Source organism: Rhodomicrobium sp. Az07, from assembly GCF_018619475.1.
Classification (GTDB): Bacteria; Pseudomonadota; Alphaproteobacteria; order Rhizobiales; family Rhodomicrobiaceae; genus Rhodomicrobium.
This window is the reverse complement of sequence record NZ_JAHFZG010000004.1, coordinates 51,401-74,152: the sequence shown is the minus strand read 5'-3', so window position 1 is coordinate 74,152 and position 22,752 is coordinate 51,401. Positions and strand designations below refer to the sequence as shown.

The 22,752-nt window shown below is 63.1% G+C and carries 19 protein-coding genes and 1 tRNA gene; 11 read left to right on the top strand and 9 right to left on the bottom strand.

All coding sequences use genetic code 11. The annotated features are described in order from the left end of the window. Position 1: 1 nt before the first annotated feature. A complete protein-coding gene (gene topA / locus KKP04_RS04180; RefSeq protein ID WP_215027258.1) occupies positions 2-2,791 on the bottom strand; it encodes a type I DNA topoisomerase in 2,790 nt (929 codons plus the stop codon). 468 nt (positions 2,792-3,259) lie between these two features. Here topA and KKP04_RS04175 point away from each other — a divergent pair, with 468 nt between their 5' ends. Beyond that, on the top strand, positions 3,260-3,847 hold the full coding sequence (locus KKP04_RS04175; protein ID WP_215027256.1) for a Uma2 family endonuclease: 588 nt from the start codon (positions 3,260-3,262) through the stop codon (positions 3,845-3,847). Positions 3,848-3,867: 20 nt separating this feature from the next. On the opposite strand, the gene KKP04_RS04170 is transcribed toward KKP04_RS04175, so the two are convergent. From KKP04_RS04170 to leuS, 4 genes are all read right to left on the bottom strand, one after another. Further along, on the bottom strand, positions 3,868-5,124 hold the full coding sequence (locus KKP04_RS04170; protein WP_215027253.1) for an adenosylmethionine--8-amino-7-oxononanoate transaminase: 1,257 nt from the start codon (positions 5,122-5,124) through the stop codon (positions 3,868-3,870). 33 nt (positions 5,125-5,157) lie between these two features. Next, a complete protein-coding gene (gene holA / locus KKP04_RS04165; RefSeq protein ID WP_215027249.1) occupies positions 5,158-6,192 on the bottom strand; it encodes a DNA polymerase III subunit delta in 1,035 nt (344 codons plus the stop codon). Between the two features lie 203 nt (positions 6,193-6,395). Continuing rightward, entirely contained in the window at positions 6,396-6,962 is a 567-nt protein-coding gene (locus KKP04_RS04160; RefSeq protein WP_215027245.1) for a hypothetical protein, read from the bottom strand. Further along, positions 6,949-9,561: a leucine--tRNA ligase gene (leuS, locus tag KKP04_RS04155; protein ID WP_215027242.1), complete on the bottom strand. Its 2,613-nt coding sequence runs from the start codon at positions 9,559-9,561 to the stop codon at positions 6,949-6,951. Before leuS ends, KKP04_RS04160 begins: the two co-directional genes overlap by 14 nt. Before the next feature lie 87 nt (positions 9,562-9,648). Between leuS and KKP04_RS04150 the strand changes: the two genes are divergently transcribed. After that, on the top strand, positions 9,649-10,338 hold the full coding sequence (locus tag KKP04_RS04150) for a YggS family pyridoxal phosphate-dependent enzyme (RefSeq protein WP_215027240.1): 690 nt from the start codon (positions 9,649-9,651) through the stop codon (positions 10,336-10,338). A gap of 97 nt (positions 10,339-10,435) precedes the next feature. Here the strand turns inward: KKP04_RS04150 and KKP04_RS04145 are convergent, their stop codons facing one another. Continuing rightward, the gene (locus KKP04_RS04145) at positions 10,436-10,966 is read right to left on the bottom strand and encodes an NUDIX domain-containing protein (RefSeq protein ID WP_251133896.1); all 531 of its coding nucleotides are present in this window, start codon (positions 10,964-10,966) and stop codon (positions 10,436-10,438) included. Positions 10,967-11,106: 140 nt separating this feature from the next. Between KKP04_RS04145 and KKP04_RS04140 the strand changes: the two genes are divergently transcribed. The 4 genes from KKP04_RS04140 to KKP04_RS04130 all read left to right on the top strand — a co-directional run bounded on the left by KKP04_RS04140 (position 11,107) and on the right by KKP04_RS04130 (position 13,972). Continuing rightward, entirely contained in the window at positions 11,107-12,312 is a 1,206-nt protein-coding gene (locus KKP04_RS04140) for an MFS transporter (protein ID WP_215027235.1), read from the top strand. Positions 12,313-12,323: 11 nt separating this feature from the next. Continuing rightward, a complete protein-coding gene (locus tag KKP04_RS15725) occupies positions 12,324-12,455 on the top strand; it encodes a hypothetical protein (RefSeq protein ID WP_256437968.1) in 132 nt (43 codons plus the stop codon). Positions 12,456-12,492: 37 nt separating this feature from the next. Next, positions 12,493-13,137 (top strand): TIGR04282 family arsenosugar biosynthesis glycosyltransferase, encoded by a 645-nt coding sequence (locus KKP04_RS04135; protein ID WP_371818694.1) that lies wholly within the window; start codon positions 12,493-12,495, stop codon positions 13,135-13,137. Between the two features lie 421 nt (positions 13,138-13,558). After that, positions 13,559-13,972 carry a hypothetical protein gene (locus KKP04_RS04130; protein ID WP_215027232.1) on the top strand — a complete coding sequence of 138 codons (414 nt, stop codon included), beginning with the start codon at positions 13,559-13,561 and terminating at the stop codon, positions 13,970-13,972. A 39-nt stretch (positions 13,973-14,011) separates the two neighbouring features. Here KKP04_RS04130 and KKP04_RS04125 read toward each other — a convergent pair whose 3' ends face one another. Then, positions 14,012-14,683 (bottom strand): TIGR04283 family arsenosugar biosynthesis glycosyltransferase, encoded by a 672-nt coding sequence (locus tag KKP04_RS04125; protein WP_215027228.1) that lies wholly within the window; start codon positions 14,681-14,683, stop codon positions 14,012-14,014. 83 nt (positions 14,684-14,766) lie between these two features. On the opposite strand from KKP04_RS04125, the gene KKP04_RS04120 reads away from it, so the two are divergent. The 4 genes from KKP04_RS04120 to KKP04_RS04105 all read left to right on the top strand — a co-directional run bounded on the left by KKP04_RS04120 (position 14,767) and on the right by KKP04_RS04105 (position 19,529). After that, the gene (locus tag KKP04_RS04120) at positions 14,767-15,864 is read left to right on the top strand and encodes a PA0069 family radical SAM protein (RefSeq protein WP_215027225.1); all 1,098 of its coding nucleotides are present in this window, start codon (positions 14,767-14,769) and stop codon (positions 15,862-15,864) included. Positions 15,865-15,980: 116 nt separating this feature from the next. Further along, positions 15,981-16,616 carry a ribonuclease HII gene (locus KKP04_RS04115; RefSeq protein WP_251133895.1) on the top strand — a complete coding sequence of 212 codons (636 nt, stop codon included), beginning with the start codon at positions 15,981-15,983 and terminating at the stop codon, positions 16,614-16,616. A gap of 129 nt (positions 16,617-16,745) precedes the next feature. Continuing rightward, positions 16,746-18,569 (top strand): hypothetical protein, encoded by a 1,824-nt coding sequence (locus KKP04_RS04110; RefSeq protein WP_215027221.1) that lies wholly within the window; start codon positions 16,746-16,748, stop codon positions 18,567-18,569. Positions 18,570-18,899: 330 nt separating this feature from the next. Continuing rightward, entirely contained in the window at positions 18,900-19,529 is a 630-nt protein-coding gene (locus KKP04_RS04105; protein ID WP_215027218.1) for a hypothetical protein, read from the top strand. A 115-nt stretch (positions 19,530-19,644) separates the two neighbouring features. On the opposite strand, the gene KKP04_RS04100 is transcribed toward KKP04_RS04105, so the two are convergent. Continuing rightward, positions 19,645-20,973: a carbohydrate porin gene (locus tag KKP04_RS04100; RefSeq protein ID WP_251133894.1), complete on the bottom strand. Its 1,329-nt coding sequence runs from the start codon at positions 20,971-20,973 to the stop codon at positions 19,645-19,647. Between the two features lie 817 nt (positions 20,974-21,790). Between KKP04_RS04100 and KKP04_RS04095 the strand changes: the two genes are divergently transcribed. Next, positions 21,791-21,864 (top strand) — tRNA-Gly (locus KKP04_RS04095). 333 nt (positions 21,865-22,197) lie between these two features. On the opposite strand, the gene KKP04_RS04090 is transcribed toward KKP04_RS04095, so the two are convergent. Next, positions 22,198-22,629: a DUF2147 domain-containing protein gene (locus KKP04_RS04090; RefSeq protein WP_215027216.1), complete on the bottom strand. Its 432-nt coding sequence runs from the start codon at positions 22,627-22,629 to the stop codon at positions 22,198-22,200. Positions 22,630-22,752 lie beyond the last annotated feature (123 nt).

Genomic DNA, 22,752 nt, shown 5'->3' with positions numbered 1-22,752 from the left:
CTCATTTGGCCTCGCTCACCGCTTTTAGTGTTTTCTTCGCCGATGCTTTCGGCTTCTTGTCCGCTTCCTCGGTCTTGGCCGATTTCTCCTTCGTGGAGCTTTTAGCCTTGCCGTTGGCGGCTGCCTTTTTCGGTGCAGCGGTCTTCGCCTTTTTCGGCGCTTCCGCCTCGTCGCCCGCTTCGGCGGTCTTGGCCTTCGCGGGCTTCTTCTCTTTCGCGGGCGCGTCTTTCGCCTTGGCGGCTTTCGCCGGCTTGCCGCGCCCCTTCTTGCCGTCGCCCGCTTCGATGCGCGCCGCGAGCAGCCGAACCGCTTCTTCAACGGTCACGGCCTGCGGCTCGGTCCCCTTAGGGATCGTCGCGTTGACCTTGCCCCACTTTATATAGGGACCGAAACGCCCGGCGAGAACTTCCATCTTGCCGCCTTTTTCGGGGTGCTCGCCCAGAACCTTGATCGGCTCGGTTTTCGGCGCGCGGCCCTTGCCGCCGGAGCCGCCTTCCGCGATCACCGTCACGGCGCGGTTGAGGCCGATGGTGAACACCTCCTCCGCGTCGATCTTCACATATTTCCCGTCATGTTCGACATAGGGGCCATAACGGCCGAAGCCCGCCATGATGGTCTTCTGCGTCTCCGGATGCGAGCCAACTTCGCGCGGCAGCGCCAGCAGCTTCAGCGCATAGGCGAAGTCCACATCCGCGAGCCCCATGCCGCCCGGAATGGACGCGCGCTTCGGCTTTTCGCCGTCGCCGCCCTCGCCGAGCTGAATGTACGGGCCGAAGCGCCCATTCTTCAGGCATATGGCAAGCCCAGTCTCGGGATCGTTGCCGAGCACGGTGTCGCCCGTTGGCGCGGCGCCGTCGCCATTGCCGTTTTCGCCGGTCTTGAGCTGGCGCGTGTAGCGGCATTCGGGGTAGTTTGAACAGCCGACGAACGCGCCGAACTTGCCGACCTTCAACGACAATTGCCCCTGATTGCAGAGCGGGCACAGACGCGGGTCGCCGCCGTCTTCCTTCGCGGGGAAGATGTGCGGGCCGAGCAGTTCGTTCAGCGCGTCGAGCACCTGCGCCACGCGCAGATCCTTGATGTCTGTCACGGCCCCGATGAAGTCTTGCCAGAACTCCCGCAGCAGCGCCTTCCAGTCGAGCTTGCCGTCGGAAATCTGGTCGAGCCGGTCTTCGAGATAGGCGGTGAAGTCGTATTCCACATAGCGCTTGAAGAACGCTTCGAGGAAGGTGGTGACGAGCCGCCCCTTGTCCTCGGGGACGAGCCGCTTCTTTTCGAGCTTCACATATTCGCGCTCGCGGAGCACGGCCATCGTGCTCGCGTAGGTGGACGGGCGGCCGATGCCGAGGCGCTCCATCTCGCGGATCAGCGTCGCTTCGGAATAGCGCGGCGGCGGTTCGGTGAAATGCTGCGCGGCAGTGACGCCGGACTCCTTCAGCATCTCGCCCTGCTTCAGCGCGGGAAGGCGGGCGGAGTCTTCGTCGTCAGTGTCGTCGCGGCCTTCCTCATAGAGCCGCATGAAGCCGTCGAACTTCACGACGGAGCCGGTGGCGCGCACACCATAGGGCACGCCGTCCTTGCCGGGCACGGAGATTTCAGCCGTGGTGCGCTCGATGTCGGCGCTTGCCATCTGGCTTGCGACGGCGCGCTGCCATATCAGCTTGTAGAGCCGCGCCTCTTCGGCGGAGAGGCCGCGCAGCTTGTCCGGCTGGCGACGGAAGTCGGTCGGGCGGATGGCCTCGTGCGCTTCCTGCGCGTTCTTCGCCTTCGTCTTGTAGATGCGCGGCACATTCGGCACGTAGCGCGCGCCGAACTGGCTTTCGATCTGACCGCGAGCCTCGGCGATAGCCTCGCCCACGATCTGCACGCCGTCCGTTCTCATATAGGTAATGAGACCGACCGTTTCGCCGCCGATGTCGATGCCCTCATAAAGCTTCTGGGCAATCTGCATCGTCTGGCGCGGCGAAAGGCCGAGCTTGCGCGATGCTTCCTGTTGCAGCGACGAGGTGGTGAACGGCGGCGCGGGATTGCGCTTGTGGTCCTTTGCCTCAATGCTGTCCACGCGGAAAGGCTGGCCCACGATCGCGTCGCGACAGGCGTGCGCCGTCGTCTCGTCGGGGATGTCGAACTTGTCGAGCTTCTTGCCCGCCCGCGCCACGAGCCGCGCCGTGAACGCATCGCCGCCACCGTTTTTCAGCGCCGCTTCGACCGTCCAGTATTCGCGGGTGCGGAATGCCTCGATTTCGGCCTCGCGGTCGACGACGAGACGCAGCGCCACGGATTGCACGCGGCCCGCCGAGCGAGCGCCCGGCAGCTTGCGCCACAGCACCGGCGAAAGCGTGAAGCCGACGAGATAATCGAGAGCGCGGCGGGCGAGATAGGCATCGACCAGCGGCTCGTCGATCTTGCGCGGGTTTTTCATCGCGGTGAGGATCGCGTCTTTCGTCACCGCGTTGAACGCCACGCGCTCCACCGAGACGCCGGTCAGCGCGCGCTTCTGCTCCAGAATTTTCAGCAGGTGCCAGGAAATGGCTTCGCCTTCGCGATCCGGGTCGGTTGCGAGAATGAGACGATCCGCACCCTTCACGGCCTTGGCGATTTCGTTGACGATCCGGTTGGAGTCGGCCTCCACCTCCCACGTCATTTCGAAGTCGTTGTCCGGCAGGACGGAGCCGTCCTTCGCGGGCAGGTCTCGCACATGGCCATACGACGCGATGACCTTGTAATCGGCCCCCAGATACTTGTTGATAGTTTTCGCCTTTGCGGCGCTTTCGACGATAACGATGTTCATTGAGATGTGATCTTGTTCCTGAGGCCGTGGCCTGGAGGGCTATCAAGTCGGCGGGAAAAATCGATCCTTCAAGGGTAGAACAGTTGCACCATAGCGGCGCATCGATCCTTTCCGCTCTGACAATCAAGCCCGCGCGAGAGTTTTCCTCGCCCTAACTCGCCGCGATGTCTTGCTTTTTACCGGTTTCAACCAGAGAGGACATTCCCTGCAAATGCGTGCTTTTTCCGCAACCCTTCCCTTGGTCAGTCGCTTCCATCGCCATCTCCAGGATTCGGATATCAAGCTTGTAATGCGCAACCGCGCCCGATAAATCAAGCCAGAAGCGTTCAGATGTCGGACACACGGCCCGCCAACCGGAGCGAAACCTGTATGAAAGAAGTTACAGTATCTCTTCGCGACGACGCGGATCGGAGCGCCATTGGCGATGATCGACAAATGCGGTATCATCATTTGATGACGATAAGAGCTTTGCCGAAAGAGCCACAGGATCGAACGACCCAGGCAGCCGAGGGGATGCTGAGGCGGCGCTTCACGCTCGACGAACTGGAGAAGATGACGGCCGCAGGCATCCTCGGCGAGGATGAGCGCATCGAGCTGATCGGTGGAGATGTCGTGCCGATGACCCCGAAGGGGAACCACCACGAGGTTGTGAAGGCCGCGTTGAACTGGCATTGGGCGCGCAGAACGCCCGATCATCTGCGTTTCGTGCCGGAAACCACCTTGCGGCTCGCGTCCGACACCTATCTCGAACCCGACTTCGTGTTTTTCGACAGGGAAACCGGCATCGCGGGCCTGAGCGCTGAGACGGCGCATCTGGTGGTGGAAATCGCGGATACGAGCTACGCTTACGACATCGGCCGCAAGGCGGCGCTCTATGCGATGTTCGGCATCCCGGAGCTTTGGGTGATCCACGCGGTCAAGCTCGAAACGCGAATTCACCGCCAGCCGTCGCTCACCGGCTATCGGACAACAAGCGACATTGCGGCGGATCGCTGTCTCGTCCCGGCTTTCTGCGAAAGTCTCGCGGTAATGCTCGGCGAACTCGACCTGCGGTAGAACGTTCGCCTGTCTTCACCTCACACCAGCGCGGCGGCTTCCTCGATGGCGGCATAAACCGCATCGAGTTCGGCAGGCGTCGTGCAATAGGGCGGCATGATGTAGATCGTGTTGCCGAGCGGACGCAGCAACAGGCCGCGCGACAGGAAAAAATCCATCAGCTTCGGCGCGACGCCCGCGAGGTATCCCGCATCCTTCACGCGAAGGTTCATCGCCGCGATGGTGCCGAGGCTGCGCGCGTCGTTGAAAGCGTGATGCCCCGCCAGCCGCGCGACACGCTCCGCCTGCGCCGCGACGAGGCCCGCGATACGCTCTCGCACCGGCTCCTCGCGCCAGACCCGCAAATTTGCGGCGGCGGCGGCGCAAGCGATGGGGTTCGCCGTGAACGAACTCGAATGGAAAAACATGCGCGCGCGGTCCGGCGAATAATGCGCCTCGAAAATTTCGCGCGTGGCGAGCGTCACGGCGAGCGGAATCGCGCCGCCCGTCAGCCCCTTCGCGAGACACATGATGTCGGGCGCGATGCCCGCCTGCTCGCAGGCGAAAAGCGTGCCGGTGCGGCCAAACCCGGTCATCACCTCGTCCGCGATAAACAGCACGCCGTGGGCTCGCGCAATGCGGTGAAGCTCGCGCAGCGCGTCCGGCGTATAAAAGAGCATGCCGCCAGAGCCGAGAATCAGCGGTTCCACGATGATCGCGGCGGGCGGATCGCGGCGGCACACGGCTTCGAAAGCGTCGAACGCCTCCTGCTTGCAGCCCGGTGCGGGATAGGGGATGCGCTCCACCTCGAACAGCAGCGGCCCGTAAGGATCGTTGAACACGCCGCGCGCGCCAACCGACATGCAGCCGATGGTGTCGCCGTGATAGGCGTGCTCCAGCGCAACGACGCGCGTCCGCTTCTCGCCGCGATGGACGAAGAACCCCAGCGCCATCTTCAGCGCCACTTCCACGGCCGTCGAGCCGCTATCCGAGAAGAAGACGTGTTCGAGGCCCTCCGGCGCGATCTTGACAAGCCCCCGCGCGACCTCCTCCGCCGGTTCGTGCGTGAAACCCGCGAAAATGAGCTGATCCAGCACCCCCGCCTGCGCGCGGATCGCATCCACGATGGGCGGATAATTGTGCCCGTGCGTGATCACCCACCAGGACGCGATGCCGTCATAGATGCATCGGCCATCCTCGGTTTCGAGCGATGCGCCCTCGCTCCGCGCGACCTTCGTCATGACGGGCTGAAGCGCGTGTTGCGTGAACGGGTGCCAGATCGGCGATTGAGATGACATGCTTGCTCCTTGCGGACGCGGCGGCGCTTCGGGCTATCGGCGGCTTGCGGCGCGCGCTTCCTTCGCGACGGTGAGCAGAAAGCGCGCGGCGATATCTTCGGCGAGCGCGGGTTTCAGGCGCGTATCGCGCAGCGCGACGTTGAGGTCGTCCAGCCGCGCGGCCAGCGCCGGGATGGTCCATTTGCGAAGCTGACCCGCGAGCGCATCCTGTTGTTTGTAAAATACCGGCGGGCGCAGATCCTTGATCGCCTGCATCGGCGACGCGCCCGCGTCGACGGCGGCCCGCAGCGCGTAGAGGCGAAGCAGACTCGACGCGAGCACGACGAAGACGGGCGACACATTCGCTTCCGCCGCCATATAGCGCTCGAATGCTTGGATCGCCTTGCGGCCGTCCCCGTCGAGCGCCGCATCCACGATGTCGGACAGCCCCGCCGTTTGCTGATCGTTCAGGCAGTCTTCAACCTGCGCGGCGGTGATGCGGCGGTCCTCGCCCGCATAGGTGATGAGCTTCCCGGTTTCCGAGCGCGCAAGCAGCGCCGAAAAATCGCAGCGCGAAGCCACGAGCGCCGCCGCTTCGCCATCGATCTCGTATCCGGCCTCGACGACCTGCTGGCGGATCGCCGCTGTGACGCTGTCGTGATCCTCGCCGTAGCACGCGATTGCCGCGAGATAGGGCGCGGCCTCGAAGCTTTGCGCGAGCTTGTGGCTCTTCTTCATGTCCGGCGCTTGCGCGATGAGGAACGCGCCGTCGATGGGTCGCGCGACGGCATCCTGCACGATTGCCTGCGCCTTCGCGGGCAGCGAGGTCAGCCAGACGATGCGCGTTCCACCGAACAGCGAATGCGTCGTCAATTCCACGATGACGCGGTCGGGATCGGCGGCAAGGTCCGTGTCATGCAGGCGGACGAGTTCCGCGTCCGGCCCAAGCTTTTTCAGAAGCACGTGGCTCAAGGCGTCGGCGCGCGCCGCGATCTGGAGCGCGTCCGAGCCATAGAACAGGAAGCCGCGCACCGCAGGCTGCGGGGCGGCGAGGAAATTGGCGAGCGATGCGGCGCCTGGCGCGACCATGGCTAGACTTTCGGCCCGGTTAGATCAGCATGCGTTGAACCGAACTCGATTCGGCAAAGAGAAGCTGATCGACAACCGAAACTCGCAGCGGCGCGCGGCGTCTGATTTACGGCACGATGCTGAAGAATCGAGCTTCAGTCGCGAATTTCCGCGAGCAGGGCGCACCCGTCAACCCGCTTGCTGCGACCGATAGCGGTAAAAGCCTAAGCGTCGCGCGAGAGATAAGCGGCGAGGCGCGTCTTCAGCGTGTCGGCGAGTGAACGGGCGGCGCGGTTCTGCGCGTCGAGCGCAGCGCGCGTATCGCCGTAGACAGAGCCGGCGTTGCCCGTCGAACCCGCAAGGTCGTAGGCCGCTTCGGACGTGCTTGCGCCCTTGAACACGGTTTCATTATCCGCGAGGCGAACGAGGCGGAACTCTGCGTCGAGCTGAAGGATACGGCCCGTCGGATTGCCCGCCTGCGTGACGAGCGTGTTGCGGTAGCTTTCGCGCAGCGCGATGTCGAGGCGGTAGACGGGCGGTAGCGTGCCGCCGCCTCCGGTCGTGCCGAAGAGAAGCTCATTGCGCAGTTTCTGGCCCGTGCGGCTCGGAATGGTCGCGATATCGACGCGCTTCATTGTGTCGACAAGAGACTGTCCGCCCGCTGTCGGCGTCCCGTACATCGGATGAAACCCGCACCCGGCTGAACCGAAAGCGAGGAAACCCGCGATCACGGCAAATCCTGCCCCCCTGCGAAGCCGCTTGCCGCTTTTCGAGATTTCAAGCCACGACATTGACGATCCTTTCGGGAACCACGATCACCTTTTTGATCGGCCTACCGTCCACTGCCCGAGTGACGCTTTCGAGGCGAAGCGCTGCCGCTTCGAGATCCGCGCGATCCGCGTTGCGCGGCACCACGATCTCGTCACGGCGCTTCCCGTTCACCTGTACGGCAATGGTTACGGTATCGTCAACGAGCAAGCTTCGCTCAACCTCCGGCCAAGGTTCGTTTGCGAGAAGCGTGTTGTAGCCAAGCAGCGAATAGCCCTCTTCGGCGAGGTGCGGCATGATCGGATTGATCATGTGCATGAAGAACACGCTTGCCTCGCGCAGCGCGAAGCCGAAGCTTTCGTCGCCCGCCGTGGCCTTGTCCTGAAGCGCGGCTTGCAGCGCATTCGCGAACTCATAGACCGCCGCGATGGCGCGGTTGAAGCGCAGACCCTCGATTTCCTCGGCGACGGCGGCAAGGCCCTTGTGCGCGGCGCGGCGCAAGGCTTGAGCGGGCGCGGAGAACGTGGCGGGCGCCTTTGCATCGAGAGGCGCAAGCCTCGGCTCCGCCTCGTTCAGAAGCCGCCAGACGCGCTGCGTGAAGCGCCACGCACCCTGCACGCCTTCCTCGGTCCACACCACATCGCGCTCCGGCGGGCTGTCGGACAGCACGAACCAGCGCGCAACATCGGCGCCGTAATGCTGCGTGAAGAGATCGGGGTCGATGGTGTTCTTCTTGGATTTCGACATCTTTTCGATGCTGCCGATGCTGACCGGCTCACGCGCTCCTTCAAGGCGGAACGCCTTGCGCACGCCGTTCTCGGTTTCGATCGTAACCTCGTCCGGGGCGAGCCAGTTCTGCTTGTCATCGAAATAGGTTTCGTGCAGCACCATGCCCTGCGTGAACAGCGCGTTGAAAGGCTCTGCAAGGCCGAGATAGCCGCAATCCCTCATCGCGCGCGTAAAGAACCGCGCATAGAGAAGATGCAGGATCGCGTGCTCGACGCCGCCGATATACTGATCGACCGGCAGCCAGTAATCCGCCTCCGCGCTTTCCACCGGCTCGGCGGCGTGTGGCGCAGTGAAGCGCGCGAAGTACCATGAGCTATCGACGAAGGTGTCGAACGTATCCGTTTCACGCGTCGCCTTGCCGCCGCAAGTGGGGCATGTGACGTGCTTCCACGTGGGGTGGTGATCCAGCGGGTTGCCGGGCTTGTCGAACGACACATCGTCCGGCAGGCGCACGGGCAGATCCTCGTCCGGTACCGGCACGACGCCGCATTTTTCGCAATGGATGACGGGGATCGGACAGCCCCAGTAGCGCTGACGCGACACGCCCCAGTCGCGAAGGCGGAAGCTCGTCTTCTTCTCGCCCATGCTGCGCTTGGCGAGACGCTCCGCAACTTCTTCCTTGGCAGCCTCCACGGTCAGGCCGTTGAGGAAGGACGAATTTTGCAGCAGCCCCGGCCCGGTGTAGGCTTCGTCGCCGACCTTGAACTCGGCCGGATCGGTCCCTTCCGGAATGACGACGGCCTTCACCTTGAGCTTATATTTCCGCGCGAAGTCGAGGTCGCGCTGGTCGTGCGCGGGGCAGCCGAAAATCGCGCCCGTGCCGTAATCCATCAGGATGAAGTTCGCCACATAGACCGGCAACTTGGTCGTCGAGCGGAACGGATGCGCCGCCACGATGCCGGTGTCGTAGCCCTTCTTCTCCGCGCGGTCGATGTCCTCCTGCGCGGTGCCGATACGCCGACAATCCTCAATGAACTCGGCGAGCTTCGCGTCCGTCTTCGCGAGTTCCTTCGCGAGCGGATGCTCGGGCGAAATGCCGATAAAACTCGCGCCGAAGATCGTGTCGGGCCGCGTGGTGAACACCTGCACGCTGCCGAAATCGGCGGGCACCTTTTCGCCGGACAGGTTGAAGCGCATGAGCAGGCCCTGGCTCTTGCCGATCCAGTTGCGCTGCATGAGGCGCACCTTGTCGGGCCACTTGTCGAGCGTGTCGAGGCCGTCGAGGAGGTCGTCGGCATAGTGGGTGATCTTGAAGAACCACTGCGCCAGCTCTTTCTGTTCGACGAGCGCGCCAGAGCGCCAGCCGCGCCCGTCGATCACCTGCTCGTTCGCGAGCACTGTGTGATCCACCGGATCCCAGTTGACCTTGCTCTTCTTGCGATAGACGAGGCCCTTCTTGTGGAACGCCTGAAAGATGCGCTGCTGCTGATGGTAATAGTCCGGGTCGCAGGTGGCGAATTCGCGCGTCCAGTCGAGCGACAGGCCGATGCGCTTCAACTGCGTGCGCATGGCCTCGATGTTGTCGTAGGTCCATTCACGCGGATTGACGTTCTTCTGGATGGCGGCGTTCTCCGCCGGGAGGCCGAACGCATCCCACCCAAATGGGTGGAGCACGTTGAAGCCCCGCGCGCGCTTGTAGCGCGCCACGACATCGCCCATCGTATAGTTGCGGACGTGGCCGACATGGATGCGCCCGGAGGGATAGGGGAACATCTCCAGCACGTAATATTTGGGCCTGGAGCGGTCGGCGGAGGTGAGAAAAGTCTGTTGCTCTTCCCAAATCCGCTGCCAATGTTTCTCGCGCTCCGGCGCGTTGTAGCGTTCCTGTGCCATGGATCATGTTCCTCGCGCGAAAGCGCGGCAAAAAGGTTTGCGTGATATGAAGTTGAAAGGGAGCCTCGGTCAAGAGAAGCGCACGACATGAGCACAGACGATCAACCGTTCAATTCCTGCGCCATCGAAGACGCATATCTTTCGATCCGCGAACGTGTGTGGCGCGCGGCGCAGAATGCGGGGCGCGATCCGGCCTCCGTGAAGCTCGTGGCGGTGACGAAAACCTTCGACGCCGAGCATATAAGGCCGGTGCTTCGGCAGGGGCACGTTCTCTTCGGAGAAAACCGCATTCAGGAGGCCATGCGGAAATGGCCGCCGCTGCGCGAGGAATTCCCGCGCGCGGAGTTGCACGTCATCGGCCCGATCCAGACCAACAAGGCGCGCGAGGCTGTGTCGTTCTTCGACTGCATCGAAACCGTCGACCGTCCGAAACTCGCGGCGGCGCTGGCGCAGGAAATCCGGAAGCAGGGGCGCGCGCCGAAGCTGTTCGTGCAGGTGAATATCGGCGAGGAACCGCAGAAAGCGGGCGTCGCGCCGGACGAAGCGGCTGCGTTCGTGCGCCAGTGCGAGCGCGAGTTCGGCCTTTCCATCGCGGGGCTGATGTGCATTCCGCCGTTCGATGACGATCCCGTGCCCTATTTCGAAAGGATGGCGGCGCTGCGGAAGGAACTCGCGCTGCTCGATCTCAGCATGGGCATGAGCGGCGACTTCGAGGCCGCCATCGCTGCGGGCGCGACTGTTGTGCGCGTCGGCTCCGCGATATTCGGCGGACGGTGAGAGAGCGGGCGCTCTCGCGTCCAAACGGGGATTGGCGAATTTCCACCGATATGAATCCGCCCCCTTTCAGCGAAGGGAGCACGGAAGCGCGACGCCGTTACCAGATCGGCGCAATCTGCGCGCCGTCGAAAATTTCTGCGAGCCGCCGCTTCACGGGCTCGACCGTTCCCTCCGGCAGGTCGTCTCGCGCAAAGAACCGGCTTTCAGCGATTTCGCGGTTCGGCTTCGGGACGCGCGGGCGCTCCCATTCGCGGACGACGAACAGCACGACCTGATCGTTCGGCATTGTGGAGAAATTCGCGAACAGCCCGTGAAGGCGCGCCGCGCCTCTGAGGACCACGCCGGCCTCCTCGAACAGCTCGCGTGCGAGCGCCGTCTCGGCGGTTTCCCGCCATTCGATGCCGCCGCCGGGAAAATGCCATCCGGCGCGATAGCCGTGGCGCACAAGAAGCACGCGGCCGACTTCGTCGATGACGACGCCCTGCGCGCCGAGCGTTGCACCTCGCGTGAAGCGCCAGTATGTGGCGATGACGCGCATCGGAAATTTGCGGAGCATGGCGTGAGGTCGATGGTTGAGCTTGGCCGGACCATGCGACGCGCCGCCGCGCTTGGCAAGTGTCCATATCATGTGCGCGGTGCGCCGACCGCATCACACCGCGATGATTTGCTTTGCCCGGAGCCTGCGGTAGAAGTGCTTCAGGAATTGCTACGGATCGCGCCGGGCGCCTGCCATTCGGGCTTGCTGTGCGACCGATCCGGGAGACCCTCATGCGCCGCGCGCCTACCGTAACCCTGCTTATCGCCTGCGCGGCCATCATGCTCGCCATCAACATGGGCATACGGCAGACCTTCGGCCTCTACATGAAGCCGATCAGCCAGGATCTCGACCTCGACCGGCAGGTGTTCTCCTTCGCCATGGCGATCATGAATATCGTATGGGGCGTTGCGGGGCCGTTCGCGGGCGCGGTCGCGGACAAGTTCGGCTCGCTGCGCGTGGTGATCGGCGGCACGATCTTCTATGCGGGCGGCCTTGCGCTCATGGCGACGGCGTCGAGCGGAAGCCAGCTCGTGCTCGCGGGAAGCCTTGTCGGCATCGGCATCGCGGGGACGGGCTTTTCGGCCGTTTTCGGCGCGGTCGCGCGCGCGGCATCGCCGGAACGCCGCGCTTCAGCACTCGGCCTCGTCACCATGGGCAGCGCCATCGGCCAATTTATGGCTTTGCCTTACGCGCATGTGATCCTCGAAGCGACGGACTGGTCGGCCACGCTCTGGATCATGGCGATCACGGCCGCCCTGATCGCTCCTCTCGGCTTCGCGCTGACGAGCGGCGACAGCAACCCGCACCCGAGCGCGCATTCCGATCAACGCGTCGGCGCCGCTCTGTCGGAGGCGCTGCGCTATCGGAGCTTCCTTCTGCTGACGGCGGGTTTCTTCGTCTGCGGCTTCCACCTCGCGGGCATCGGCGTGCATCTGCCTGCGTTCCTCGCGGACAAGGGTTTCGGCCCCGGTCTTGGCGCGCTCGCGCTCACGATCATCGGTGCGGCGAACATTCTCGGCACCTGGGCGTTCGGCCGGATCGGCGACATCGCACCGAAGCATCTGACGCTCGCGGCGCTCTACTTCGCCCGCGCGCTGATCTTCCTCGCCCTCATCTATCTGCCGCTGACCGAAACGGCGGTGCTGATCTATGCCTTCCTGATCGGGTTTATGTGGCTCGGCACCGTACCGCTGACGAGCGGACTCATCGTCACGTTCTTCGGCCCGCGCTGGCTGTCGATGCTTTACGGCGTGGTGTTCTTCTCGCATCAGGTCGGCAGCTTCATGGGCGCGTGGCTCGGCGGCTGGTTTTATGATACCACCCAATCATACGATCTATTGTGGTGGGCCTCGGTTGCGGTCGGGATGATCGCCGCGCTTCTGCATCTCCCGATCCGCGAGCGGCCCGCGCCACGGCTCGCCGCCGCCGCGGAATGAGAGGAACAGACATGCCGCAAGCCCTGAAATGGAGTTTCATCGCAGCCGTCGCGGTCCTCGTCGCGGGCGCGGGCTGGCTCATGATCACGCGCGGGCCTGTGCTGCTGCTCGATCTCGGCGGCGCAATCGCGGGCTGCTTCTGACGACGATCCCCGCGACATGAGCGACAGGCGAAGATCCGTGAAAGCAAACGCAAGCTTCGCCAGGCCCCGCCGTCCCATGGTCGAAAGGCCGATGGTCGCCATCATGGCGAAGGCTCCCGTGTGCGGCGCGGTCAAGACGCGGCTTGCCGGGGAGATTGGCGCTGTGCCTGCCGTAGCTCTCACGCGCGCCTTGACGGCGAGGCTCGTTCGTGAGCTTGCCCGCGACACGCGCTTTCGATGTGTGCTGGCGGTATCGCCTCCATCGGCGACGACGGCGCGTTTTCCGGCTTGGCGCGCGGGCTGCGTGCCTCGAACGGCGCAGCGGCGAGGCGACCTCGGCGCGCGCATGCAAGCAATCTTCAATCGCTGCGGAACGGGCCCGCTCGCCATCGTCGGCACCGATATTCCCGGCATCACGCGCGAAATCATCGCGGACGTCTTTCGCCGATTGCGACGCGCCGACGCCGTTTTCGGCCCTGCGGAAGATGGCGGCTATTGGCTCGTCGGGCTGAGGCGACGCCCGAAGATCCTGAAGCCTTTCGCGAATGTCCGCTGGTCGTCGCCGCATGCACTGGCCGACACGCTCGCCAACCTCGATGGCCATCGGGTCGCCTTCGCGAAGACGCTGTTCGATATCGATACGGGAACGGACTACCGGCGCCACCGGCGGCGATCCGCTTAAGCGTTTGCAAAAAATTTATTGAAAATTCGCTATAACGGTAAGGCTTGCGTTTGGACAGGCAAAACCCTCTCGCAGCCGTGCCCGCCCGACACCTGGCACGATGCTGCGAAATTCGACCGGCCGAGCAGCGCTCTGCCGGTCGAGCTATGAGAAACGCGGCTTCGCGCGCTGAGGCTTCGCGCCCATGACAAAGACCTGCCGCGTCGAACGCCGCAGGCCATACAGATCGGCAGAACAGGCGGAACACATGGCAGACGATGCAAAGCCAGAGGGTGCCGGAGCAGCGAAACCCCCAGCGGGATCGCCCGCCGCGCCGAGTTACGTCATTACCCTCACGCCGGCGCCGCCGTCCGCTCCACCGGCGCCACCCGCAAGCGCCCCCGCCGAAAAAGAAAGTCCTCCGCCACCGAAAGACGCCGCGATGGTTCCGCCTCGCCTGCTCTACTTCGTCCTGATCCCCATCGCGCTCTGGGACATCTACACGACTTACCTCGGCGTTTCATATTTCTTCGACTTGCCGACGAACCCGGACATCAACCCCGGTCAGTTCGCCTTCGGGCTCGTGGTGACGCTGATCGTTTTCGGCTTCGTCCTCGCCACGCAACTCATCTATTCGCTTCCCGCCGACAACAGTCCCGTCCTCATATTGAAGGGCGCATGGGCGACCGCAGTGGCAATCGATCTTTACACCGCATGGGAAGGGACGCGGCGCGTGGTGTTCTACGGCGAAGAAGATCCGGTGAAGGGCGTGGGCGTCGCCATCGTTGCGGCGCTGATCGTGACGTCGACGATATTTCTGTCGCAGCTTTTGCTCGGAAAGAGCGCCAAATCCTGAAACGCGTTTTCTTCGCGCCGACAACATCTGCCTCACTGACTACCCGTAGCGGTCGACCAGCTTCTCCGGCGGCACGCCGCGCAAATAGAGCGACAGGCACCACAGATTTCGTGCCGAGCGCCTGAAATAGCCCTGCTCGCGGAACCTCTCGGCGCTGGTGACCGCGTTCGTCTTCAACATGGCGAGCCGCCCGCGGCCGAGCTTGCGAACGATTTCGACGTCCTCCATCAGCGGGATCGGCGCAAAACCGCCCACCTCGTCGTAGAGGTCGCGCGAGATGAGAAGCCCCTGATCGCCGTAGGGAAGCCGGAACAGCGCGCAGCGCAGGCCGACGAGACGCTCCAGAAGGCGCGGATTGAAACCCTCGTCCGCGAGCCGGAACCGGAACGCCGCCGCGCCGCTGCCCCGCTTCATGAAGGCGAGCGCGTCTTTCGTCCAGCCCACCTCCAGCGCCGTGTCGGCGTGCAGAAACAGGAGCCACGGCTTTCGCGCCGCTTCCGCCCCCGCCCGCAATTGCTGGCCGCGCCCCCGTTCGGCGACGACAAAGCGCGCGCCGGCGTCCTCCGCGATTTGCCGCGTGGCGTCGGTGGAGCCGCCGTCGCTCACGATGACCTCGCTGACGATGCCTTCGACGGCCGCGTCGAAGATCGAAAGAAAGGTCGCCGGAAGCGTTCGTCCTGCGTTCAGCGTTGGGATGACAACCGAAATCATGACCGTTTGTTAACCGATCGCGGGCGCTGTGGAAAGCGAAAAATGTTCTTTATTTGTTCCAAAATGCACGCTAGGGTGGAGGCATGGTCTGGAAGGAAGCGAGATGCGCGACCGGGGAAGAACATGTCGGCGCCGAGCGCAGGCGCGGGCGCGGCGCGGTTTCGAACGCAACCGGCCGCTTCGAGCCGGAACGTCGCGAGGCGGTGGACGACGGCTGGGACTGTCTGGACGATCTGCCACCTTTCAGGACGGAGGTGCGGGAGGAACGCGTCAGGACGATCATCGCGCGCAACACCTCGCCCGATATCGGATTCGACCGCTCCATCAATCCTTATCGTGGTTGCGAACATGGGTGCATCTATTGTTATGCGCGGCCGTCCCATGCCTATTGGGGTTGTTCGGCCGGGCTCGATTTCGAGACGAAGCTCGTCGCGAAGGTGAACGCCGCCGATGCTCTGGAAGCGGAACTCGCGCGCCCCGGCTACGAGCCCGCGACCATCATGATCGGCGCCAATACGGACGCCTATCAGCCTGTCGAGCGCGAGCGGAAAATCACGCGGGCGGTGCTGGAGGTGCTGGATCGCACATCCCATCCGGTCGCGCTCGTCACCAAATCGGCGCTGATCCTGCGCGATATCGACATTCTTGCCCGGCTCGCGGAGCGTTCCCTGGTGCGGGTCGCCATTTCCATTACGACGCTGGATCATCGCCTCGCCCGCCGGATGGAGCCGCGCGCGTCTGCGCCGCTCCGGCGCGTCGAGACGATCCGGAAGCTCGCCGCCGCGAACATCCCCGTCTCCGTCATGGCCGCGCCCCTGATACCCGCCCTTACCGACAACGAACTCGAATCCATCCTGAAGGCGGCGGCGGACGCCGGGGCGACCGACGCGGGCTATGTGCTTCTTCGCCTGCCGCTCGAAGTGAGCCCGCTTTTTCAGGAGTGGCTGCGCGCGGAGTTTCCACATCGCGCCGACCGGGTGATGTCCCTCGTCCGGCAGACGCGCGAGGGCAACGACTACGTCTCCCGCTTCGGGGAAAGGCACAGCGGCACCGGGCACTATGCGCAACAGATCGCCGCGCGATTCCAGATGGCACTGCGCCGCCTCGGCCTTGGCAAACGCGACCTGGCCTTGCGCCGCGACCTGTTCCGAAGGCCAAGCGCGCAATTCAGCCTTTTTTGACGGGGTGCAACGTCGTCATGTGCAAAGGTTCATCGGGAAAAGGCGGTCCGGGAAAAAGCGTGAGTATCTCCGTCTGGACACTTGATTGCATAAGCGTGGCAGTTCATGAACAGCTGATGCCGCCTCGCACGACACAGAAGCCAACGCGCCGCCCGGATCTCGCGCTCCAGCGGAAATATGGCGGGCTTATCGCCGGTGTCGACGAAGCGGGTCGCGGCCCTTGGGCTGGTCCCGTTGTCGCTGCCGCCGTCATCTTTCACGGCAAGCCGCCCGCTGGGATCAACGACTCGAAGAAGCTGGATCCGGCGGAACGCGAAGCGCTGTTTTCGAAGATATTCGCCGCCGCGCATGTGGGCATCGGTATCGCCGCCGTCGATCTTATCGACGAAATCAACATCTATCATGCCACCCATCGCGCGATGTGCGATGCGATCCTGGCGCTTGCTGTCCCGCCAAGCGCTGCGCTCATCGACGGCAACCGCTGCCCGAAGCTCGACATTCCGTCCGAAGCGCTCATATCCGGCGATGCGCTTTCGATCTCGGTAGCGGCAGCGTCGATCGTCGCCAAGGTGACACGCGATCGGGTGATGATCGACCTGGCTGCAACTTTCCCGCCCTATCGCTGGGAACGCAACAAGGGTTACGGCACGGCCGATCACGCATCGGCGCTGAAGGAATACGGCGTCACACCGCACCACAGAAGGAGTTTCCGCCCGGTCTGGGAGCGTTTGCTGATGGAGGCCGCCGCCTGAGGATGCTTCGCAGCTCTTTTTGACGGGCTTTTCATTCCGACCGTAATCGTTATGTTACCATCTGACCTTTTCCCGCACAGGTGTCCGGCATGCTGTCGTCCGTGAACATTTCTCTCGTACGGGGTTCCGATGCGTAAGCTCGTCGCCTGGATCATCATTTGGGCCCTCGCGCTGGGCCTGCCGATTCCAGTCACGCGACCCGCTTTCGCACAGGCGCCCCGCGTCGTGACAATCGACGAGTGCCGAAACCTCACCGACACCGAGGTGCGGGACCGCATCCGCGAACTCGCCACCACCAGCCTGAAGACGGAACTGACGGCGATCGATTACATGGCGCTCGTCAATCAATATTGGGCCAAAGCGGATCTGAACGCGCGAATTGACCGCGAAATCGACGCCGCAGTCGAAGTCGTGCGCTCCGACTCGAGCTGGGCCGACCGCGCCTACTCGACGATCAGCCAATCCCGCGCCACTCTTTATGCAACCGCGGTCGCGGAACGGGCCTACACTTCGCAAACATTCCGCGACGCCATCAATGACCTGGCAACAGGCGTCGCGAAAGAAGCCGCCGCGCGTATCGAGAAAGCGACATCGCGAATCTCGAATCCGATTATCGCATGCGTGCAGACCGCGCTTCAGTCGCGCTACGGTGGCGCGGTCGCGCAGGTCTTCGCGCAAGAAAGCCAGCGCAATCTCGACGCGACGGCGGCCGGGCAGTCCCCCGCGAGGATAGACGCCGGCGACCTCGTCGCGACAAACGCGGGTTCGATTTCCGGCCTCGTGCTGATCGTGACACGGCGCGTGATCGGCAAAGTCGTGCAGAGCGTGGGCACGCGCATCGCCGGAATGGTGGCAAGCCGGATCGTGTCCTCGGTTGCGGGGCTTGCGGGCATCGCTCTCATCGCCAAGGACATCTACGACGCTGGCGATGGCGTCTTTCCGATCATCGCGGAGCGCATGAAGTCCGACGACACGAAGCTTCTCATCAAGGAAGAAATCGGCAAGTCGATCCAGGCCGATATCGGACAACAGGTGGAGGTCATCGCCGATGAAACCGCTGAACGCATCTACACAGTCTGGCTCGATTTCAGGCAAAAGTATAATCGTCTTCTCGCGTTGAGCGAGAAATCTCCGGCGTTCGCCGAATTCCTCAAGAACAGGCGGCTCGACCAGATCGGGCGCCTTGGGCAGATCGTCGACATCGTGAGCGGTACCGAAGGAGGCGAAGCGGCCGTGCTCGCGCGCGTCGCGAACGGTTCGCTTAATCGCGCACTGCTCGACCTCTCCGACGCGGGGCTCGTGATCGCGGAGGAGCAGAAGTCCATCGACAAGGCGCTGCGCTGGACGCAGGTCGCCGGGCGCGAACTGCCACGCGTCGTCGAACTCGGCGTCTATCGCTGGCTGCCGGTGGAGGGACTGACCTCCGAGACGCTCCAGAAGATCCTGTCCATCAACGATCGCATTGCGGTCGGACGCATCGCCAATCTCTCGCCGGAGGCGCGCGATTTTATTCTGAGTCTCCCCGGCGATCAGGTGCGGGAATTTGCGCGTCGTCTCAACGACCGGCAGCTCGCGGCCTTCGCGGACTACGAGCGCAATCTTGAGCCAGGCGCCGCGAAGCGACTGCTGCGGGCCGTCACCGACGACCCGTCCGTCATGCGCGACCTTACCGCCGATGGCATTCGCGAGGGGATTCTCGGGAGCCGCGATCAACTCGCCGCGCTGGAAATGATGCTGCAGGAAGCGCCGAGCCTTTTCGGCTATGGGCGCATTTTCAAGGATGTCGATCTCGTCAGCAGCGGTAGCGTCGCATTTCGCGTGTTTTGGGAACGCTATTGGCTCGCGGTAATCGTCGGCTTTTTTGTCCTCCTCGTCCTCGTGTCCTGGCTACGCCGCTTGCTCTTCGGCCGCCAGCAGCAGATCGTGATCAGCGACCATAGAAAGCCGCGTTAGACGCTTTTCGATTGGCTTCGCGGCAGCGCGACTGAACGGTTCGGGTGAAGGGGGGATGCGGCTTCAGTTGCTGCCTCATTCACTTCGGCAGCCTTGCGCGTCTCCGCTCACGCCGCTCGGCGGCGACGCCAATCAGCCGTCATATCGCCGGACGACTTCAGACGATCCTCATCTACCGCCGGGTTGCGGATGAATGACATAGGATTGATTCGCTGCCGACAAGCATGTTCGCTCATATCCACGCGATGCAAGATGCTCGATCATGTTGCAACGCAACATAATTTGCGCTAATATCACAGGCAAGACATATTTGACCCAAAGGCGACAGCCATGTTTCCGTTTCTTGCATTCGCGCAGGCAGGGCAGTTCAACCCGACCTCATCTCGCGCGTCGGTAAATTACTTCGCCGCCCCGTGGGTGGCCGCACCGCTGCCGAAATCGGAACCCGCCCGCCCGCTCGACCTTGGCGATGTGTTTGTCGATTTCCTGCGGGAGGCCATCTCGTTCTGGGCGAGCCATTACGAGACGCTCGGTAATCGCGCGCACTTGCTGTTCACGCAGATCGCCGCCGCTCTGGCATTCGAGCGAGCCGCGCGCGAAACGTCTGCCGCCGTCACCCAGGCTTATGCCGCGTTCGGTCTCAAGCCGCCTGCCTCCGTCGCGCAGCAATGGTCGCAGCCGCAGTTCCTTCTGCCGCTGACCGCCTTCACGCCGGGCGGCATTCCCGCACATTGGGCTGCATTCAATCCTTGGTTCAACCCGTCAGCGACGAAAACGGCTTTCGACACGTGGGGCGCCGTGGCCGAAAGCTTCAACGTCTGGACGAAGGCTTGGCAACCCGCGGTCCAGCAAAAGGCCGCTGCGACGCCAATGAGTTCCGCGCTCGTGCCTGCGAAGCCCATCACCGCCACCGTGACAGCGCCCGGCGGTTTCAACTGGACTTTCTCGTTCGGCGTCTAGAGCCCGTTCCGATCTGATTGAATCGCAATCAGATCGGCAAAACGGTCTCTTCTTTTAAGTTCAGAGACGGATTCACCGATCAGGTTGGGTCAACCTGATCGGATCCGGCTCTAGTTTAGTAGGCGACGGAGATGCGGACGCCGCCGTAGATCGCGTTTTCGTTATCCGAATTCGCGGCGGGGTTCCACATATACTGAAGGTCCGGCTGGATGCTCAGGCCCGGCACGATCTGAGCCTTGTAGAAGACCTCGACAATGGATTCATATTTTCTGTCGAACTCCGAGCCAGGCGCATCCAGAGCGTCTTCCGAGATCTGCGCATAGGCGAAGCCGGCGCCGAAGCTGTCGTCCGGACGGCTCGGGATGAAGCCCGAGAACACCACGCCGCCGTCGAGGTAGAAATCGACCGCGTTGCGGTTCGACGGCGCACCGGCGATGCGAGCGAAGGCGTTGATGCCCTTCGTCGGGTCGGTCGGCAGAGCGTAGATCTGCTGGTCGATCGAGGCGTAGAAGCCGTAGTTGGAATCGAAGCGATTAGTATTATAAACCGGGAAATAGCTGCTGTCTTCGGTGTGCTGCCACGAACCGAACTTGATCGTTCCGGGAAGGCTCGTGATGCCTGAGGGTTCCGGAGCGAAGTCCTTGTAGCCGCCGTCCTTCGCGCCGCCTTCCGCGCGCTTGTTGTAGCTATATTGCAGTTCCTGGATCAGGAACGGATCGTCGTTCGTGCGGAATGCCGTACCGTTCTCATTGGTGTCGCCATCCGGGTTTGTCGGGCTGCCGTTGAAGATCGCGGCGCGGAACGTCAACGCATCTGTCAGGTCCACCTGCACGCGCGCGCCTGGCGTTGCCAGCGGGTAGGCGTTGGCGTATCCGACATCCGCAGCCCAGACGCCTGCCCAGCCGAAGGTCGAGTTGATGAAGTTGCCGCCGGTGTCGCTGGTGAAGAATTCGCTGTCGACCGCGAGCTGACCGGCGCGCACCGAAACGCGCTCGCCGAACTTCTGCTCGAGCCACAGTTCGAAGAGGTACGTGCTCGGATCGGCTTCGATGGAGCTGATCGCCATCAGCGGGCCGCCGAGCTTGTCGCCAAGACCGCGACCGTGGATCTGATAGCCGTTCGCGTGGAACGTCAGCCCCTTGAAGCCCATCAGCTTTTCGAGGTCGGCGTCGACGAGGAGTTCGAGGCGGCCCTGATAGGTCGAGCCGTCCTTCGCGCCGCCCGAGCTGGTGAACGTCTCGCCGATGTAATTGATGCCGTAGGTGATGCCTTTCGCGGCAAGGGCGGCGCGGGCGCTCGCATCGGGACCGCCGTTGAGGCTGGTCGCAATGGATTCTTCCGGCAGACCGTCGTTCTCGTCAGCCACCGCGGCTGTCGCGCCGAGACCGAGCGCCAGAATTGCAGCGGCGCTGCACGCCGTGCGCAACGTCATCATGTTTTTCATGTGTGTGCCCCCCAAAGGTCACCTTTGCCCAAAACGCGGCCTAGCCCGGCCGTTTCTTCCGAAGCCCAATTCAAGGTTGTGCATAGCACTTACTATGCAACCGAAAGTAATTCACCAACCGCTTGTTTCGCGTGCCTATGACGAAATGCGGTTTGACTGATTCCGCCTCAAATTCAAGCACTGACGGATTCAAATATCGTCAACGTAAACGCGGGTCAATCGCTCCGATGCCAGATAAGCAAGCTTAGAAGCCTTATTGACTTCATGCGTTGCAAAAACACACGCTATTAGAACCGCTCTAAACTGGACCGACATAAGTTATATTGTTAATCATATCCAGTACATCTTCGTTTATTGCTTGACCTATAATCAGCCTGGCAAAAGTCACCACGAGATTTTCTGGAGACAAACAGCAAGCGATCCGAGGATATTCCGCATGAAACATGGGCGCCTGGGTGTCGCCGGGGGATCGGCGTTTCCGTTTCATGTCTGGAAGCTTCGGCTGAGGAAATTCGAACTGGCAAAGCTCAAGAAAAAGGCGCCCCGCCTGTGTCGCTGCCGTTTACCTTTGCCCAACGCCACGGCGAGATGGCAGCTGCGACCTTTAGGCCCGTTCCGGGGCAGTAGTGACGACGGTGCCGCTCGTGCTTCGCGCGGGCACAGGCCCGGGGGCGCCGGTCGCGGACGCTGCCTCACTGCTTGCGCCTCACGCTTCAGGCGGGAAATGAAACCGACGCTGTTGCAAAGCGCGTCGTGAATGCTAATCTGAGCGCTGGCCGATTTCGGCTGGCGGTACCGGGCGTCGCTCGGGTCCGATGCGGGTATGGTGAAATGGTATCACAGGAGCTTCCCAAGCTTCTAGCGCGGGTTCGATTCCCGCTACCCGCTCCACTCCTCCTGAGGCGCGCTGGCTGACTTTTCCGCGAAGCGGCGGAAGCCGCAGTCTGCAAACGCAGAATGCTGTCGAGCACGGCGCTTGTATCGGGTTGACGGGTCGAATTCGCTCGCCCTTGGCCCGCTACCGAGCGATCAGAATTTGACATTCGAGCGAGAGCTTGGCGCGAGCGAGCCACATACGCGCCAACGGACGATTTCGGCGCGTTTTCCGCTCGCGTCGTCACCATCTTCTTCTCTTCGGCACAGAAAAGCGGCGCGGGTCTCCCCGCGCCGCCCGGTCGAACCGCCCCGTATCACCCCGGAGCGCGCTCGTCCCCCCAAACGGAACTATTGCACGCGTTTCCAGGTGCGCGCCTTGCAGATCATGCCGCCCAGCACGCAGCCTTCAAGCTTCAATTCATCCTTGCCGGACGGCGTCAAATAACCGGTGTAGGTCTCGCCGTCCTCGCTGTTGTAGAGCTTGCCCTTCCACTTGTCGCCGCCGGACTTGGCTGCCCCGCTCATGAGCACGACACCCGCCATCGAGCGGCCCTTGAGCTGCGGGTTGGGGTTTGCGTCGTCCTTCTCGCGGCCCTTGCCGGGCTTGACGACCTTCACGCAGATGCCGCCGCCGCAGGAATAAACCGAAAGTATGCCGCCCGAATCCGCGTCGCGCCATGTGCCGATGGCGTCTTCGGGGGCTGCATGGGCCGAAAGCGGCAACGCGACGGCAAGCGCGCATGCGCCCGCGATGGCGCGGATGCGCCGTCCCTTGATCATTTCCATCCCCTATATTTTGTGCCTTGTCCTGACAAAAATGTCAGTGTGCCGTTCAAGCTATCACCGGCGGAAAAATCCTCAAGTCAAACTTCAGTTGAGGCACTGCTTTCCCGCACGCGCCGA

Coding starts and splice junctions, on each gene's coding strand:
- KKP04_RS04145 (WP_251133896.1), bottom strand. CDS start 10,966: ATGATATGGACACTTGCCAAGCGCGGCGGCGCGTCGCATGGTCCGGCC.
- KKP04_RS04125 (WP_215027228.1), bottom strand. CDS start 14,683: ATGATTTCGGTTGTCATCCCAACGCTGAACGCAGGACGAACGCTTCCG.
- KKP04_RS04150 (WP_215027240.1), top strand. CDS start 9,649: ATGAGCACAGACGATCAACCGTTCAATTCCTGCGCCATCGAAGACGCA.
- KKP04_RS04110 (WP_215027221.1), top strand. CDS start 16,746: ATGCGTAAGCTCGTCGCCTGGATCATCATTTGGGCCCTCGCGCTGGGC.
- KKP04_RS04090 (WP_215027216.1), bottom strand. CDS start 22,629: ATGATCAAGGGACGGCGCATCCGCGCCATCGCGGGCGCATGCGCGCTT.
- KKP04_RS04105 (WP_215027218.1), top strand. CDS start 18,900: ATGTTTCCGTTTCTTGCATTCGCGCAGGCAGGGCAGTTCAACCCGACC.
- KKP04_RS04100 (WP_251133894.1), bottom strand. CDS start 20,973: ATGAAAAACATGATGACGTTGCGCACGGCGTGCAGCGCCGCTGCAATT.
- holA (WP_215027249.1), bottom strand. CDS start 6,192: ATGGTCGCGCCAGGCGCCGCATCGCTCGCCAATTTCCTCGCCGCCCCG.
- KKP04_RS04170 (WP_215027253.1), bottom strand. CDS start 5,124: ATGTCATCTCAATCGCCGATCTGGCACCCGTTCACGCAACACGCGCTT.
- KKP04_RS04160 (WP_215027245.1), bottom strand. CDS start 6,962: ATGTCGTGGCTTGAAATCTCGAAAAGCGGCAAGCGGCTTCGCAGGGGG.
- KKP04_RS15725 (WP_256437968.1), top strand. CDS start 12,324: ATGCCGCAAGCCCTGAAATGGAGTTTCATCGCAGCCGTCGCGGTCCTC.
- KKP04_RS04120 (WP_215027225.1), top strand. CDS start 14,767: ATGGTCTGGAAGGAAGCGAGATGCGCGACCGGGGAAGAACATGTCGGC.
- KKP04_RS04140 (WP_215027235.1), top strand. CDS start 11,107: ATGCGCCGCGCGCCTACCGTAACCCTGCTTATCGCCTGCGCGGCCATC.
- leuS (WP_215027242.1), bottom strand. CDS start 9,561: ATGGCACAGGAACGCTACAACGCGCCGGAGCGCGAGAAACATTGGCAG.
- KKP04_RS04115 (WP_251133895.1), top strand. CDS start 15,981: ATGCCGCCTCGCACGACACAGAAGCCAACGCGCCGCCCGGATCTCGCG.
- topA (WP_215027258.1), bottom strand. CDS start 2,791: ATGAACATCGTTATCGTCGAAAGCGCCGCAAAGGCGAAAACTATCAAC.
- KKP04_RS04130 (WP_215027232.1), top strand. CDS start 13,559: ATGGTTCCGCCTCGCCTGCTCTACTTCGTCCTGATCCCCATCGCGCTC.